This window comes from Nocardia sp. NPDC049220 (genome assembly GCF_040647855.1).
Classification (GTDB): Bacteria; Actinomycetota; Actinomycetes; order Mycobacteriales; family Mycobacteriaceae; genus Nocardia.
In genome coordinates this window covers 1,292,833-1,307,457 of sequence record NZ_JBEZDA010000001.1, presented here as the reverse complement: position 1 = coordinate 1,307,457, position 14,625 = coordinate 1,292,833, and the positions used below count along the sequence as shown (strand labels likewise).

Sequence of the window (14,625 nt, the reverse complement as noted above, 5' to 3'; positions counted from 1 at the left end):
GCGCTCATGGCACAGAACGAAAATCTCGCCGCCCTCGCCGCGGCGGGAGTATCCGTGTGGCTCGATGACCTGTCCAGGAACCGGATCCAGTCCGGCAACCTGGCCGACCTGATCGCCACCCGAAGCGTTGTCGGGGTCACCACCAACCCGACGATCTTCCACGGTGCGCTGAGCCAGGGACACGACTACGACAGCCAGGTGAGCGAGCTCGCCGCCCGAGGTGCTGACGCCGACGCCGCGATCCGCACCATCACCACCGACGACGTCCGAGCAGCGTGTGACGTATTCGCCCCGGTGTTCGAAGCGACCGGAGGCGTGGACGGCCGGGTCTCGATCGAGGTCGACCCTCGTCTGGCGTTCGATGCGGAGAAGACCACCGCACAGGCTGTCGAACTGTGGAAGATCGTCGACCGGCCCAATCTGTTCATCAAGATCCCGGCCACCGAGGAAGGCCTGCCGGCGATCACCGCGGTGCTCGGGGAGGGCATCAGCGTGAACGTCACGCTGATCTTCTCGGTCAAGCGCTACCGGGCGGTCATGGGCGCGTACCTGGAGGGTGTGAAGAAGGCGAAGGCCGCCGGGCACGATCCGGCCAAAATCCATTCGGTCGCGTCGTTCTTCGTGTCCCGAGTGGACACCGAGATCGACAAGCGGCTGGAGGCGATCGGCACCAAGGAGGCGCTCGCGCTGCGCGGGAAGGCCGGTGTCGCCAACGCCCGCTTGGCCTACGCCGAGTACCAGGATGTGTTCGACGGCGGCGAGCACACCTCCACCTACGTGAACCTGGCCGCCTCCGGCGCGAATCGGCAACGGCCGCTGTGGGCTTCGACCGGTGTCAAGAACCCGGACTACCCCGATACCCTGTACGTCACCGAGCTGGTCGCACCGAATACGGTCAATACGATGCCGGAGAAGACCCTCGAGGCCGTGGCCGATCACGGCGAGAGCCGCGGGGATGCTGTCGTCGGCACCGCCGCGGCCGCCAAAAAGGTCTTCGACCAGCTCGAGGCGCTCGGCATCGACCTGGACGACGTGTTCGCGGTCCTCGAGCGCGAGGGTGTGGACAAGTTCGAGAAGTCCTGGGAGGAGCTGCTTTCCGCTACGGCTGAGGAATTGAACTCGGCTTCGACCGGGAACAGCTGATCCGGTGGTCGGCACTGCCGCCATGGGCAAACCAGCCGCGATTTCCCGGCAAAACCCGCTTCGTGACAAGCGGGACAAAAGGCTCCCGCGCATCGCGGGTCCGTGCAGTGTGGTGATCTTCGGAGTCACTGGTGACCTGTCCCGCAAGAAGCTGATACCGGCCATCTACGACCTGGCGAACCGGGGGCTGCTGCCCCCGGGTTTCGGGCTGGTCGGCTTCGCTCGCCGCGATTACGACGATGACGAATTCGCCGGGCACGTCCTCGACGCGGTGAAGGCGCACGCGCGCACCCCCTTCCGTCAGGAGGTCTGGGACCACCTCGCCGAGGGAATTCGCTTCGTGCAGGGCAGCTTCGACGACGACGCCGCTTTCGCCAACCTTGCCGACACCTTGGCAACCCTGGACAAGGAACGCGGCACCGGCGGCAACCACGGCTTCTACCTGTCGATCCCGCCGAATATGTTCCCCCTGGTGCTCGATCAGCTTTCCGAGCATGGGCTGGCGCAGCCGACAGGCACCGACGAAGCGGGCCGCAAGCCCTGGCGGCGGGTGGTGATCGAGAAGCCGTTCGGGCACGACCTGCACAGCGCCCAGGAGCTCAATGCACTGGTCAACCGGGTTTTCCCGGAGGAGACCGTGTTCCGCATCGACCACTACCTCGGCAAGGAGACGGTGCAGAACATCCTTGCGCTGCGCTTCGCCAACCAACTGTACGACCCGATCTGGAATGCCAACTACGTCGACCACGTGCAGATCACGATGGCCGAAGACATCGGGTTGGGTGGTCGCGCAGGCTATTACGACGGCATCGGCGCGGCGCGTGACGTGATCCAGAACCATCTCCTGCAGTTGCTCGCGCTCACCGCGATGGAGGAGCCGATCAGCTTCGAACCCAAGCAACTGCAGACCGAGAAGATCAAGGTGCTCTCGGCGACCAAGCTCATCGAGCCACTCGATGAGACCACCGCGCGTGGACAGTACGCGGAAGGGTGGCAGGGCGGCGAGCACGTTGTCGGCCTGCTGGACGAGGCGGGGTTCGACCCGGAGTCGCGGACCGAGACCTACGCCGCGATCTCGCTCGAGGTCAACACCCGGCGCTGGGCCGGCGTGCCGTTCTTCCTGCGCACCGGAAAGCGGTTGGGTCGCAGGGTGACCGAGATCGCGGTCATCTTCAAGCGGGCCCCACATCTGCCGTTCGACCAGACCATGACCGCGGAACTGGGGCAGAACGCGCTGGTCATCCGGGTACAGCCGGATGAAGGCATCACCACGCGGTTCGGCTCGAAGGTGCCGGGCTCCGGTATGGAAGTGCGCGACGTGAATATGGATTTCAGTTACGGCGAGGCGTTCACCGAGTCCTCCCCCGAGGCCTACGAGCGTCTGATCCTCGACGTATTGCTCGGGGTGCCCTCACTTTTCCCGGTGAATGCGGAGGTCGAGTTGTCTTGGCGCATCCTGGATCCGGTGCTCGAGCACTGGGCAGCCGACGGTAAACCCGAGCAGTACGAGGCGGGTGCCTGGGGGCCGCATTCCGCTGACGAGATGCTCGCCCGCACCGGGCGGGAATGGCGGCGGCCATGATCGTCGACATGCCTGCCACCACGACCGGTGAGGTCACGAAGCGCCTGGTGCAGTTGCGGGAGAGCAACGGCGTGACCACCATGGGCCGGGTACTCACCTTGGTCGTGTGCACGCTGGACAGCTCTGAGGCCGAGGACGCGATCGACGCCGCGAACGATGCCAGCCGCGAGCATCCCTGTCGTGTGGTGGTGCTCGCGCGCTGCGACCGGGACGCCCCGACTCGGCTGGACGCGCAGATCCGCGTGGGCGGCGACGCGGGAGCGGCCGAGGTGATCGTGCTTCGGCTGCGGGGCGAGTTGGTCAACCACGAAAGCAGTGTTGTCATCCCGTTCCTGCTGCCGGATACGCCGGTGGTCGCCTGGTGGCCGCGCGGGGCCCCGGAATTTCCGTCCAAGGACTCGGTGGGGCGCCTGGCGACCCGTCGCATCACCGACGCCACATTCGCCGCCGATCCGCAGGCGACGATCAAGGGGCGACTGGCCTCCTACGCGAGCGGAGATACCGATCTGGCCTGGAGCCGGATCACGTACTGGCGCGCGTTGCTGGCCGCTGCGCTGGACGAACCGCCGTTCGAGCCGGTGGAGTCGGTGCTGGTGTCCGGGCTGCGCGACGAGCCCGCGCTGGACATGCTGGCTGGCTGGCTGGCCGGCCGGCTCGGCTGCCCGGTGGTACGCCGCTCGGGTGCGCTACGCGTGGAGGTGCACCGCGCATCGGCCGCGATCGCGCTCGAGCGGCCGCAGACCGGCCGCACCGCGACGCTCACCCGAACCGGCGAACCGGACCAGCGGATCGCGCTGGCGCGCAGGGAGACTCGCGACTGCCTCGCCGAGGAACTGCGCAGACTGGATGCCGATGAGATCTACGCGGAGGCACTGGCCGGAATCGAGAAGGTGAGTTATGAGTGACCACACCGATTCGACATTCCCCGGTGACACCGTCGAGGTGCACGCCGACAGCGACGCGCTGGTCGCCGCTGCGGCGGTCCGGTTCGTCGCGGTCGTCGTCGCAGCTCAGGCGGAGCGTGGTTCGGCGTCGGTGGTGCTGACCGGCGGCGGCACCGGCATCGGACTGCTCGAGCGGGTGCGTAAGTCGCCCGGCGACATCGACTGGTCCCGGCTCGATGTGTTCTGGGGCGACGAGCGATTCGTCCCCGCGGGCGATCCGGAGCGCAACGATCTGCAGTCCCGACAGGCGCTGCTCGACCACGTACCGGTGGACCCGGCGCGGGTGCATCCGGTAGCAGCGTCCGACGGTGAATACCCGGACCCGGTGGAGGCCGCCGCCGAGTATTCGACGGTCGTGCAGGCCTATCTTGCCGAGCACGGCGCGTTCGACCTGCATCTGCTCGGCATGGGCGGCGAGGGACATGTGAACTCGCTGTTCCCACACACCGATGCGGTGCGCGAGAAGCACGAACTCGTTGTCGCCGTGACGGATTCGCCGAAGCCACCGCCGGTCCGGGTGACGCTGACCCTGCCCGCCATCCGTCGCGCCCGCCATGTGGTGCTGGTGGTGGCCGGCGCGGCCAAGGCCGAGGCCGTCGCCGCGGCCGTCGGCGGCGCGGACCCGGTGGACATTCCGGCGGCGGGCGCCACCGGCATCGATTCCACCACGTGGTTGGTGGACCAGGAGGCGAGGACCGCATTGCGTTGATCGTGTGGGGCCGATGCCCGCCGCGGCCCGCACCTCACCCGCATAGCAGGAATCGACATTTGTCCAAGTCTTCGTCAACTACCGGAACTACTCGGTCGGATACGTCATCCGACCGGCACAGTTACGGGATGATCGTTCGATGACCGATCAGGCAACAGATCTGGACGAGCAGTTCCGCATCGAGATCTCGGCGCTCACCCCGCGGCCGGAGCGTCCGACGAGTCAGCCGATCGAGCCGGGTAGCACAATCACCGGCGCAACATGCCTGGAGCTGTTCGCCGCGCAGGCGACGAGCCGGCATCTCGATCTCGCGGCGCGCCGCCTCGGCAGTTCCCGGCGCGGGTACTACAGCATCGGATCCTCCGGCCATGAGGGCAACGCGGCGCTGGCCGCTGCCCTGCGCACTACTGATCCCGCCTTGCTGCACTATCGGTCGGGCGCGTTCTTCGCGCATCGCGCCCGGAACGTGCCCAACCTCGACCCGATCCGGGACGTATTGCTCGGGGTGGTCGCCGCGGCGGCGGATCCCATTTCCGGTGGGCGGCACAAGGTCTTCGGCAGCGCGGCAGCGAACATCATCCCGCAGACCTCCACGATCGCCTCGCACCTCCCGCGTGCGGTGGGGCTGGCATTCGCGGTCGATCGTGCGGCGCGCCTGGGGGTACCCGCACCGTGGCCGTCGGATTCGGTGGTGCTGTGCAGCTTCGGCGACGCGTCCGCGAACCACTCGACTGCGACCGGTGCGATCAACACCGCCGTGCACACCGCCCACCAAGGAATTCCGATGCCGATTCTGTTCGTCTGTGAGGACAACGGCATCGGGATCAGCGTGCCGACGCCGCCGGACTGGATCGAACAGGCATACGGCCACCGGCCCGGCCTGGCGTACTTCAGCGCGGACGGATGCGATCCTCGCGACGCGCTGACGACCGCTGCCACCGCCGCCGAGTGGGTCCGGGATCGCCGCGAGCCCGCGTTCCTGCGGCTACAGACCGTACGCCTGCTGGGCCACGCGGGTTCGGATGTGGAGGCCGCCTATCGCCGGCCGGCCGACATCGCCGCCGATGTGCTGCGCGACCCGGTACTCGCGACCGCACGACTGCTGGTCGCCTCTGGCGCCGCGACACCCGCCGAAGTGGTGGAGCGCTACGACGACCTCGGCCGCCAGGTCGATGCGATGGCCGAAAAGGTCTGGTGTGCACCGAAACTCACCTCCACGGCGGCGGTGACCGCTCCGATCGGGCCACTCCGCCCTGCCCTGGTACGTGCCGACGTACTACGGATCGCCGCGCTCTCCGGCAATGGACAGTCGGCAACCGCGGATACCGGGCGGGTTAGGCCACCGGTCACCGCGACTACGCACGGTGTGCCCCACCCGGCGACGCCGGGCGATCCGACGACTCTCGCCCAGTCGATCAATCTCACGCTCACGGACCTGCTGACCCGCGATCAGGACGTACTCGTTTTCGGCGAGGACGTCGGCCGCAAGGGCGGCGTGTACGGCGTGACGAAAGGCTTACAAAAGCGGTTCGGCGCGCGCCGCGTCTTCGACACGCTGCTGGACGAGCAGAGCGTCCTCGGCACCGCGCTCGGCGCAGGTTTGGCCGGATTCGTGCCGATCCCGGAAATCCAGTACCTCGCCTACCTGCACAACGCCGCGGACCAGGTGCGTGGTGAAGCAGCCACCTTGTCGTTCTTCTCCGATGGCCGTTACCGGAACCCGATGGTGGTCCGGATCGCCGGGTACGCCTACCAGAAGGGCTTCGGCGGCCACTTCCACAACGACAACTCGATCGCCGCACTGCGCGATATCCCCGGCCTGGTCCTCGCGTCACCGTCGCGCGCCGACGATGCCGCGGCCATGCTGCGCACCTGCGTGTCCGCGGCCCGGGTGGACGGTCGAGTGTGCCTGTTTCTGGAGCCGATCGCGCTCTATCACACCCGCGATCTGTACCGGCCCGGCGATGATGGCTGGCTCGCGCCCGCTCGCCCGGCCCAGCACGTCGAGATCGGGCGCGCTCGCGTCTACGGCGACGGCGCCGATCTGACCCTGGTCAGCTTCGCCAATGGCGTGCCGATGTGCCTGCGCGTCGCACACCGCCTCGCCGAGCGCGGCATCAACGCGCGGGTACTCGACTTGCGCTGGCTCGCGCCGCTGCCGGTGGATGATCTGGTTCGGCACGCCCGCGCAACCGGCCGTGTCCTCGTCGCGGACGAAACCCGCCGCTCCGGCGGCGTGTCCGAGGCGGTGTGCACGGCCCTGATCGATGCGGGTTTCGCGGGTCGGGTCGCGCGGGTCGCCAGCGAGGACAGTTTTGTCCCGCTCGGCCCGGCCGCCGACACCGTCCTGCTCGATGAGAGCGCGATCGAAACCGCGGCGGGTGAACTTCTCGCAGACGTCGACTGTGCGCACCGACGGCACGCCGGAGCACGGGGTTCCCGGGAATTCGATTCGACCGAGGAATAGTGGAAATACCGTCATGGTGACGGTGACCAGCAGCGAAAGGACACGGCGATGACCACGATGTCCATGCTCGGAGAGGTCCGGCCGGAGCATGATCGCACCGGGGACCGCGATCTAGTGCTCCTGCACTATCTGCGTTCCTTCCGCAAGCCGGTCCTGGAGGTGTGGTCGGCGGCCACCGAGCGAAGCCAGCTCGCGCGCTGGTTCGGTACCGTCGTCGGCGGCAACGGCAACCTCACCATCGAACCGCTCGACGGGCCGATCTCCGGCCCGATCGCCGTGCGCGTCGACCACTGCCGGGCGCCGCACGAATTGGTCGTGCACATCGACGGTTGTCTGCTCGAGGCCAGCATGACCCAGGTCGGCGTGGTCACCACTGTCGAATTGACCCGCCGTCATCTCTACCCCGCCGACGCGAGCGCCGTCGGCCCGCGCTGGCAATACCTGCTCGACCGCCTCACCGCCTACCTCGACTACCGGCCCCTGCCTCGCTGGTCCGACTACCCGAAACTGGCCGAGAAATACCGGTAGACCTCACCTCAGAAGAAGAAGCCGGCGATGCCCCAACCGGGGCGAACTTGGGCTTCCCGAATCCATGCGATGCAGGATTCGATGGCGGCCAGCACCTCATGGTCGATCGCCGCACGGTCTCGCGATGTGGTCGACTCCCATTGGACCAGGGCTTCGGCGCACTGTTCAGGACTCCATTCGCCGTAACCGGGCAGGATGTTGGGCCGAGGCAGCGCGGAGGGCAGGGCGTGGTACATGAAGGTACGAACGCTGATCGCCTTGATGCCGAGTGTGGCGAGTCCGTCGTCGATCTGGTCGAGCCAAGCGCTGAGCCCGAATCTCTTTGAGCTCAGGTCAGAGCACCGAAGGGGTGCGTGTGCAGATCCCGCAGATGCGCGGTGATCAGCTCGTTCACCTCCGCGGCGCGCTCCAACTGCACGAGGTGGCCCCCGTCGGCGATCTCGGTGACCTCGCGGAGGCCGGGGACGTGCGCGCGCATTGTTGCCAGCGGATCGCGGCCGCTGAAGCCCTCCATGTCGGGATCCCGATCGCCGTACAGGAAGTACGTCGCGACCGTGACCTCGGCACCGGCGTAGTCGGCGGTCAGCTCCCAGTTGCGGTCCAGGCTGCGATACCAGTTCAATCCGCCGGTAAACCCGGTGCGCTCGAAATCTCGTGCCAGAGTGTCCAACTCGTCGATGCTCAGCCAGCGCCACGGCAAGGTGGGCGCCGCGGGAAGGACGTCGAGGTATCCGGTGCCCTCGGCCGGGAAGCGCCAGGTGTCCAGGTAGTGATAATCAGCGCTGAGCGCGTAGTACACCCGGGCGAGGAAGTCGCGCGGGCACGCGCCGAGCTCCGCATCGGCAACTCCGGGGGTCTGAAAGTAGTTCAGGTGCAGGAAGTGTCGCGCGGCCGCCTTCGCCCACAGCCGCGAGGGAGCGCGTGGTGGCCGCGGCGTGAACGGGTTGTTCAGGACGATGAGGCCACGCACCCGTTCCGGCGCCCGCAATGCCAACTCCCACAGTAGGGCGGCGCCGAAATCCAGGCCGACGAACACGGCTTGTTCGGCTCCAAGGTCGTCGAGCAGACCGAGCAGGTCCGCACACACCGCACGGTTCGTGTAGGCCTCGAGGTCATCAGGGATGTCGGTCTGCCCGTAGCCGCGCAGGTCCGGGGCGATGGCGCGATAGCCCGCGGCGGCAACTGCGGGAAGCTGGCGATGCCAGATGTACCAGGTGTGCGGGAATCCGTGACAGAAGACCACCGGCTCACCTTCCCCCTGCTCGGCGACGTGCATGCGGATCCCGTTCGTCGTCACGAACCGCTGCGCGAACTCCACTCCAGCCTCCGTAACATAGAACGCGTTCTTGTTTCACGGTAATGTCCAGGATTCGTGAGTGGAATACCCGACAGGCTCGAAGGCAAGCTCGCGGTGGTCACCGGCGCCAGCCGCGGCATAGGCAAAGGAATCGCGCTGGAACTGGGTGCGGCAGGTGCCACGGTGTTCGTCACCGGACGTTCGGTCACACCCGGTCAGCTGCCGGGCACCGTGCACGAAACCGCCGCCGAGATCGCCGCTGCGGGCGGCGTCGGCATCCCGTTCGTCTGCGACCACCGGGACGACGACGCGGTGCAGCGGCTGTTCGAGCTGGTCCGCACCGAACACGGCAGGCTGGACGTGCTGGTCAACAACGTCTACAACTCCCCCGCCGCCGCCCGCAGGATCGGAAAGCGCTTCTGGGAGGTTCCCCCGACAGCATGGGACGAGACCTTCGACGTTGGCGTCCGATCACACTACACGGCAAGCTTTTTCGCCGCCGAGCTACTGATCGAATCGGCCGGGCTGATCATCAACATCTCCTCTCCCGGCGCGCGGAGATACCTGCACAACGCGGTGTACGGTGTCGCCAAGGCCGCGCTCGACCGGCTCACCGCCGACCTGGCGCACGACCTCGCCGGGACCGAAGTGACCGTCGTCTCGCTATGGCCTGGCATAGTGAATACCGAACTGCTGCAATCAGTTCCGGCCGATGCCGACGGGCGGCGACTGATCACGCTGCCCGGCGAAGGGACATTCGATCTCGCCGAGGCGCAGACGCCACACTTCCCCGGGCGTGCGGTCGTCGCACTGGCCACCGACCCGGGGCGCCGCGCTCGTACCGGATCGGCCTGGCGAGTAGCGGATCTCGCCGATTACTACGGCTTCACCGACATCGACGGACGTGTTCCACGCGCCGAATGAGTTCGACGCAGCCGAACGCCAGGAACGCCGAGGCCACGATTGTGTTGGTGCGCGAGGTCCGCCGCGATCGACCTCGTCACCGCACTGACGATGCCCGAGGCCGCCAAGAACGCCGCTATCCAGGCCGCAACCGTCTGGCGCGGGACCGAAGTCGACCCAGCCGCCCCGCGTGAGCATCGCTGAAGAAGAAAACGCGGCGCGAGCAGCTCTACGCCGACCTGGCCGCCGCGCGGATCACCGCTGATGCCCGTACTCGAGTGGCATGTGGTGCTTCGCTGTCGCCTCTATCCAGATCGAGGACATCTGATGCTCAACCGCCGCGGTGAGCGCGACGCGTTGTCCGTCGGGGTTTGGCCGGTGGTCGATACACGTCCGTAGCCGATTCTCACATCGCAGAAAGTATCGCGAACCCCCGACAGGTTTACTTTGGCGCGTGCGCGGCATGTCTTTTCAGACCGGTCCTGCGGAAACACTCTCCTGTCGAGGGTGTCTCGCGAACGATCTTGGGCTCGAGGGATCACTGCATCATCGCGTGGATGACATGTCGGTGTGGAGGTTTGGATGCGGGATTACGGGATGTCTGCTGCCCGTCAGGACAAGGTGTGGCGCCGGTGGCGGGCGGGTGAGTCCTTCAGCGCGATCGCCCGGTCACTCGGGCTGCCGCCGTTCGCGCGCACATCATCGGTTCCGTGTGTCGGGTGACGGCCTTCCGCCCAGAGGGCTGTGCAGCACACAGCAGCCCCCTGGGCTGTTCGCTACGTGGCGGGGTGAGTGCGCAGGGCTCGGCCGAACCAGGTGAACACGGGCTCTAGATCCGCCACCGCCGGCCAGCTGTTGATGACCGCCACCAACTGCCAATATCGCGTCACTCGAGCGTCGTTGGCGACCTCCAGCCGCTCGAGCACCCAACGCCGCAGGTCACTGTCGTCGGCCCTGCCGAAGGTCTCGGCATAGCGCGCGGTCAAAGTATCGACAATGGGCTCCGCTTCGGGTGCATCCGGTGCAATACCTGTGGCCATCGCTCGACCGACCTCCTCGCGCACGGTCTCGGTCAAGTCGTGATGCAATCCGGTGCTGTCCCCGTCGGCGCGTTGCTTCTCCTGATACTCGGCCATGCGCCGCACCGCTGCCCGGAAATCGTTGTCCTGCACTAACTGCACGAGCTCCATCCACGCCTGGACCTGCTCGACGGTGGGATTATCGGGAAGGTCGGGCATGCTAGAGCGCAACAACTCCACCATCGCCGGATTGGCGTCGACACCGCCGAAGGTGTCATCGATGAAGTCATGGATGAAACGGTGTCGTTCGGCCTGCGTCAGGTTCACCAGTTTGTGCATCAGGTCCATCTCCTGTGGGTTCGATTCCCGGCGCGCGACCGCCTGCAACACCGCACGTCGCAGACACAGCACCCGAACCTGCACCTCGAGCGCGGCCGCGTGGGCCGCAGCGACGTCGGCCAGCGAGGTCTCGCGGGCCAAGACGCGCCGCACCGTGGGCAGATCGATATCCAGTTCGCGCAGTGTCCGGACCAACTCCAGACGCGCCAGCGCGTCGATGTCGTAGAGGCGGTAGCCGGCCGGGCTGTGACAGGTCGGCGGGACGATCCCCTTGTCGGAGTAGAACCGAATCGTTTTGACCGTCAGACCGGTCCGCTTGGCCAGAGCCCCGATCGTGAAGAGCGTCTCGTCGTCCATGCCCCAAGCTTGATGCCTCCCCCTGATGGAGACTCAAGTCGACACTCCCGCCTCGCGGCATCAGGCCGCGACCAGCGTCGACAGCGGGTCTCCAGATCGACTGGAGCACCCAGGCCGCGAACATCCGGGCTTCGTCACCGACCGGCGGTGCGTTGGGTTGCATGCGCTCCCGCGCGTCCTAATGGGCTGTTCAGTCGTCCTCGGTGATCCTCTACAACCGGCACCCCACCTGCGGGGTCACCGCTCGCACAAATGCTTCCGACGTCCCGGGCTACCGGCACCAACGCCACCGGCTGCAGCACCGGCAACGGGTCCAGGATCAACCCGACACCCGGTCACCAGGGCAACCTACATAAACAAAACACAAGGTGCGCGGCGCACACACACCCGGAGCCGTCCTGGAGTTATCGACACCGGTCCGCTGGTGCTGATCAACTGTCCGGCGCCGGGTCCGAAGAGAGCTTGAACGCAGTCGAATGGTGGTCATCAGAAAACAGAACAGCAGCCATAACACTCCGCTCAGCAACACTGCGCTCAGCTCGCATCTTTGATCGGCGACTTCACAGCCGACGCAACCGGGCGCCGTCAATCGGCGCTGGGTATCTCGCGCCGGCCGACTATGCTGCCCGCTGCAGTCACGCCTACCATCCCGTGGCGTGCGGCATCAAGGGAATCTGGATCGAATCACCCTTGTCGGGTGGTGGCTTACCAGGGGGACCGGTCAGTACGACTTGCCCCGCCGCCTCGACATTGCGTTAGGCGACGCCGTACCCCGGACGACTACGCATGGATCGGCACGACCCGATTATCACGCGGGAGGGCGGCGGCAACCCCTTGATCACACCGGTCCGGTGGCAGCGGTCAGCACTGAACGATCGGCTTGTATGAGGTCGATCGACAGCGCCAACGTCATGGCGTCCACGATGCTGGAACCCGGGCCACGCGACGCTCAGTCTGTGCACACGGGACTGATGCGAGGGGTTTCAGCTCTACCGCCCGCCGCATCCGGCCGATCCGGATAATCATGTTCGGCGCCACATTCGATGGGATCGTCGTGCTCGCGCTACGGTTCAGCGCGGAGCCGATCGACGGCGGTACCGCTCACCGTGGGTCGTGCCGCAGGACGACTACCCGACCTCGGGGGGTGATCCCGGACTGCCCTGGACGAGTTGGCGGGCCGCTTTCGTCATCGCCGCGATAGCGCCATCCGGTGCGCGTGGTGACCGGTCGGATCAGGCGAACTTGATCTCCAGGCCGATGCCGAGGATGGCGATGAGCCAGATCACCCCGGTGAAGATGGTGATGCGGTCGAGGTTCTTCTCCACGACGGTCGAACCCGACAGGCTGGATTGCACACCGCCGCCGAACAGGCTGGACAGACCTCCACCCTTGGCGCGGTGCAGCAGCACCAGCAGCACCAGCAGCACGCTGGTGATGATCAGGAGGATATCCAGGAACATCCGCATGCCCGACAGTGTATGCGGTCGGCGGAATCCCACCGAATCAGGCACGCATCCGTACGCCGCACCCGGTTCGGCTAGCGCCGGTCCACCGCGACCAGGTGGGTCGCCTGGTCGTCGGCACCGGTGGTGAACCGCGCCACCGCCTGCTCGCGGACCTGGTCCTGGGCGGTGAGCCGAACCTGATGCTGGTGCATGTGTTCGGCCCAGGACCGCACGACAAAAGCCTCGACGAAGCGGTCGATCACCCCGACGTCACGGTAGAGACGCCACTCCATCGCGCCGGTGCGCTGCCGAGAACGGCCGACGAACACCATCGCGGCCAGGAACTCCTCGACGTCTTGCTGCGGCACGTCGTAGTTGCGCAGAATCAGCACCGGGCCGTCGTCGGGATCGGGTTCGACGACCAGCTGCGGTTCCGGCCAAAACGCCGAAGGGGTCAGGTCGAGTTCCTCCGGGTCGTGCCGGATCGGCAGCCAGACGGTGCTCAACGCGCAGATCACCAGCAGCGCCGCGGCCCACAGCAGCGCCGACACCGAGCCGAGCGCGTTCGCGACCAGACCCCAGACCAGCGAGCCGATCGCCTGGCCGCCCATGAATACCAGCAGATACACCGAGAGCCCGCGCGCACGTACCCAGGCGGGCAGCAACAGCTGCATGGTCGCGTTCATCGTGGACATCGCCAACAGCCAAGCCAGCCCGGCGAAGACCAGTAAAATCAGTACCGCCGGCACGTTTCGCAGCACAGCGGTACCGGCGGTCCCGAGTCCGAACAAAATCGCGGCGGTGGCCAGCCGCTGCGTCGGTGTGAGCAGACTTCGCAGTCGCGACAATGTGGCGGCGCCGAGCACCGCGCCGACCCCGAGCGCACCGAGCATCAGACCGTAGCCGGCGGACGACAGCCCGAGCCGATCCCGCGCGATCACCGGAAGCAGCGCCCATACCGCGCTGGCCGGTGCGATGAACAGGATCGAGCGCAGCAGCACCCGACGGATCGCCGGCGCGGCCCGAATGAATCGGGTGCCCGCCTGCAACGCCGCGAGTGGGCGTTCGGTGGGCAATCTCCGATCCGTCACAGGCCTGCGCCACACGGTGAGCACCGCGACTATCCCGCCGAACGACACCGCGTTCAGCGCGAACACCAGCGTCGGACCGGACAGTGACACCAACACACCGGCCAACGCGGGGCCGACCGCCCTTCCGATGTTGATGTTCATGCTGCCGAGCGCCGCGGCCGCGGGGATCTGCTCGCGCGGTACCAATTCCGGCTGAATCGCCTGCCACGCGGGCGCGGTCAGCGCCTGCCCGCAGCCCAGCAGAAACAGCAGGGTCAGCAGCACCGCGGGGGTGGTGTGCGCGGTCGCGGTCGAGATCACCAGAGCTACCGCGAGCACCGCCATCGTCGACTGCGCACCGAGCAGTAGCCTCCGCCGGTCCACCAGGTCGGCGAGCACTCCGGAAGGAATGGCCAACAACATCACCGGCAGCGTGATGGCGGTCTGCACGAACGCCACCAGCGCCGCCGCGTTGGGTTCGTCGACTACGATCCACTGCGCCCCGACGGTCTGCATCCAGGTGCCCAAATTCGACACCAGCTGGGCGATCCACAACGCGCGGTAGACCGACGAACGCATCGGCGCCCAGGTTGAGCCTGAGACGGTCGGTGCGGCAGCGTTCACTTACGGAAGCTTAGCGGTGGACATGGCATGCTCTGCACGGGTGGATGGCGGTTGGTGTCCACCCGGGGCCGTCGCCCGAGCCGGTAGATTCCCCGTGTAGCCGGACGAGCGCGGTCGGGACGCGGGTTGTCGGACAATCACCACCCGCCGCCGGCCGGTCACGCCGCAGCCACCTATCCGCGACCTCGCGGCTCGATT

Annotated in this window: 12 protein-coding genes; 7 read left to right on the top strand and 5 right to left on the bottom strand. The window is 67.0% G+C overall.

What is annotated here, in order from left to right:
• The first annotated feature begins 6 nt into the window (after window positions 1–6).
• The 6 genes from tal to AB0C34_RS05785 all read left to right on the top strand — a co-directional run bounded on the left by tal (window position 7) and on the right by AB0C34_RS05785 (window position 7,373).
• Window positions 7–1,143 carry a transaldolase gene (gene tal / locus AB0C34_RS05810; protein ID WP_357067797.1) on the top strand — a complete coding sequence of 379 codons (1,137 nt, stop codon included), beginning with the start codon at window positions 7–9 and terminating at the stop codon, window positions 1,141–1,143.
• Between the two features lie 22 nt (window positions 1,144–1,165).
• A complete protein-coding gene (gene zwf, locus AB0C34_RS05805) occupies window positions 1,166–2,725 on the top strand; it encodes a glucose-6-phosphate dehydrogenase (protein ID WP_357067795.1) in 1,560 nt (519 codons plus the stop codon).
• Window positions 2,722–3,630, top strand: a complete 909-nt coding sequence (opcA, locus tag AB0C34_RS05800; RefSeq protein ID WP_357067793.1) for a glucose-6-phosphate dehydrogenase assembly protein OpcA — start codon at window positions 2,722–2,724, stop codon at window positions 3,628–3,630. Before zwf ends, opcA begins: the two co-directional genes overlap by 4 nt.
• Window positions 3,623–4,378 (top strand): 6-phosphogluconolactonase, encoded by a 756-nt coding sequence (pgl, locus tag AB0C34_RS05795; RefSeq protein ID WP_357067791.1) that lies wholly within the window; start codon window positions 3,623–3,625, stop codon window positions 4,376–4,378. The genes opcA and pgl overlap by 8 nt, the downstream gene beginning before the upstream one ends.
• Before the next feature lie 139 nt (window positions 4,379–4,517).
• The gene (locus tag AB0C34_RS05790) at window positions 4,518–6,845 is read left to right on the top strand and encodes a thiamine pyrophosphate-dependent enzyme (protein ID WP_357067789.1); all 2,328 of its coding nucleotides are present in this window, start codon (window positions 4,518–4,520) and stop codon (window positions 6,843–6,845) included.
• A gap of 48 nt (window positions 6,846–6,893) precedes the next feature.
• The gene (locus AB0C34_RS05785) at window positions 6,894–7,373 is read left to right on the top strand and encodes a hypothetical protein (RefSeq protein ID WP_357067787.1); all 480 of its coding nucleotides are present in this window, start codon (window positions 6,894–6,896) and stop codon (window positions 7,371–7,373) included.
• Between the two features lie 8 nt (window positions 7,374–7,381).
• Here AB0C34_RS05785 and AB0C34_RS05780 read toward each other — a convergent pair whose 3' ends face one another.
• Entirely contained in the window at window positions 7,382–7,609 is a 228-nt protein-coding gene (locus AB0C34_RS05780) for a hypothetical protein (RefSeq protein WP_357067785.1), read from the bottom strand.
• Between the two features lie 92 nt (window positions 7,610–7,701).
• The gene (locus tag AB0C34_RS05775) at window positions 7,702–8,691 is read right to left on the bottom strand and encodes an alpha/beta hydrolase (protein WP_357067783.1); all 990 of its coding nucleotides are present in this window, start codon (window positions 8,689–8,691) and stop codon (window positions 7,702–7,704) included.
• A gap of 54 nt (window positions 8,692–8,745) precedes the next feature.
• On the opposite strand from AB0C34_RS05775, the gene AB0C34_RS05770 reads away from it, so the two are divergent.
• Window positions 8,746–9,594: an SDR family NAD(P)-dependent oxidoreductase gene (locus AB0C34_RS05770; RefSeq protein WP_357067781.1), complete on the top strand. Its 849-nt coding sequence runs from the start codon at window positions 8,746–8,748 to the stop codon at window positions 9,592–9,594.
• A 755-nt stretch (window positions 9,595–10,349) separates the two neighbouring features.
• Here AB0C34_RS05770 and AB0C34_RS05765 read toward each other — a convergent pair.
• The 3 genes from AB0C34_RS05765 to AB0C34_RS05755 all read right to left on the bottom strand — a co-directional run bounded on the left by AB0C34_RS05765 (window position 10,350) and on the right by AB0C34_RS05755 (window position 14,427).
• Window positions 10,350–11,288 carry a MerR family transcriptional regulator gene (locus AB0C34_RS05765; protein WP_357067779.1) on the bottom strand — a complete coding sequence of 313 codons (939 nt, stop codon included), beginning with the start codon at window positions 11,286–11,288 and terminating at the stop codon, window positions 10,350–10,352.
• Between the two features lie 1,232 nt (window positions 11,289–12,520).
• Window positions 12,521–12,754 carry a preprotein translocase subunit SecG gene (gene secG, locus AB0C34_RS05760; RefSeq protein WP_357067777.1) on the bottom strand — a complete coding sequence of 78 codons (234 nt, stop codon included), beginning with the start codon at window positions 12,752–12,754 and terminating at the stop codon, window positions 12,521–12,523.
• 71 nt (window positions 12,755–12,825) lie between these two features.
• Window positions 12,826–14,427, bottom strand: coding sequence for an MFS transporter (locus AB0C34_RS05755; protein WP_357067775.1), 1,602 nt, complete (start codon window positions 14,425–14,427; stop codon window positions 12,826–12,828).
• Window positions 14,428–14,625: the final 198 nt, after the last annotated feature.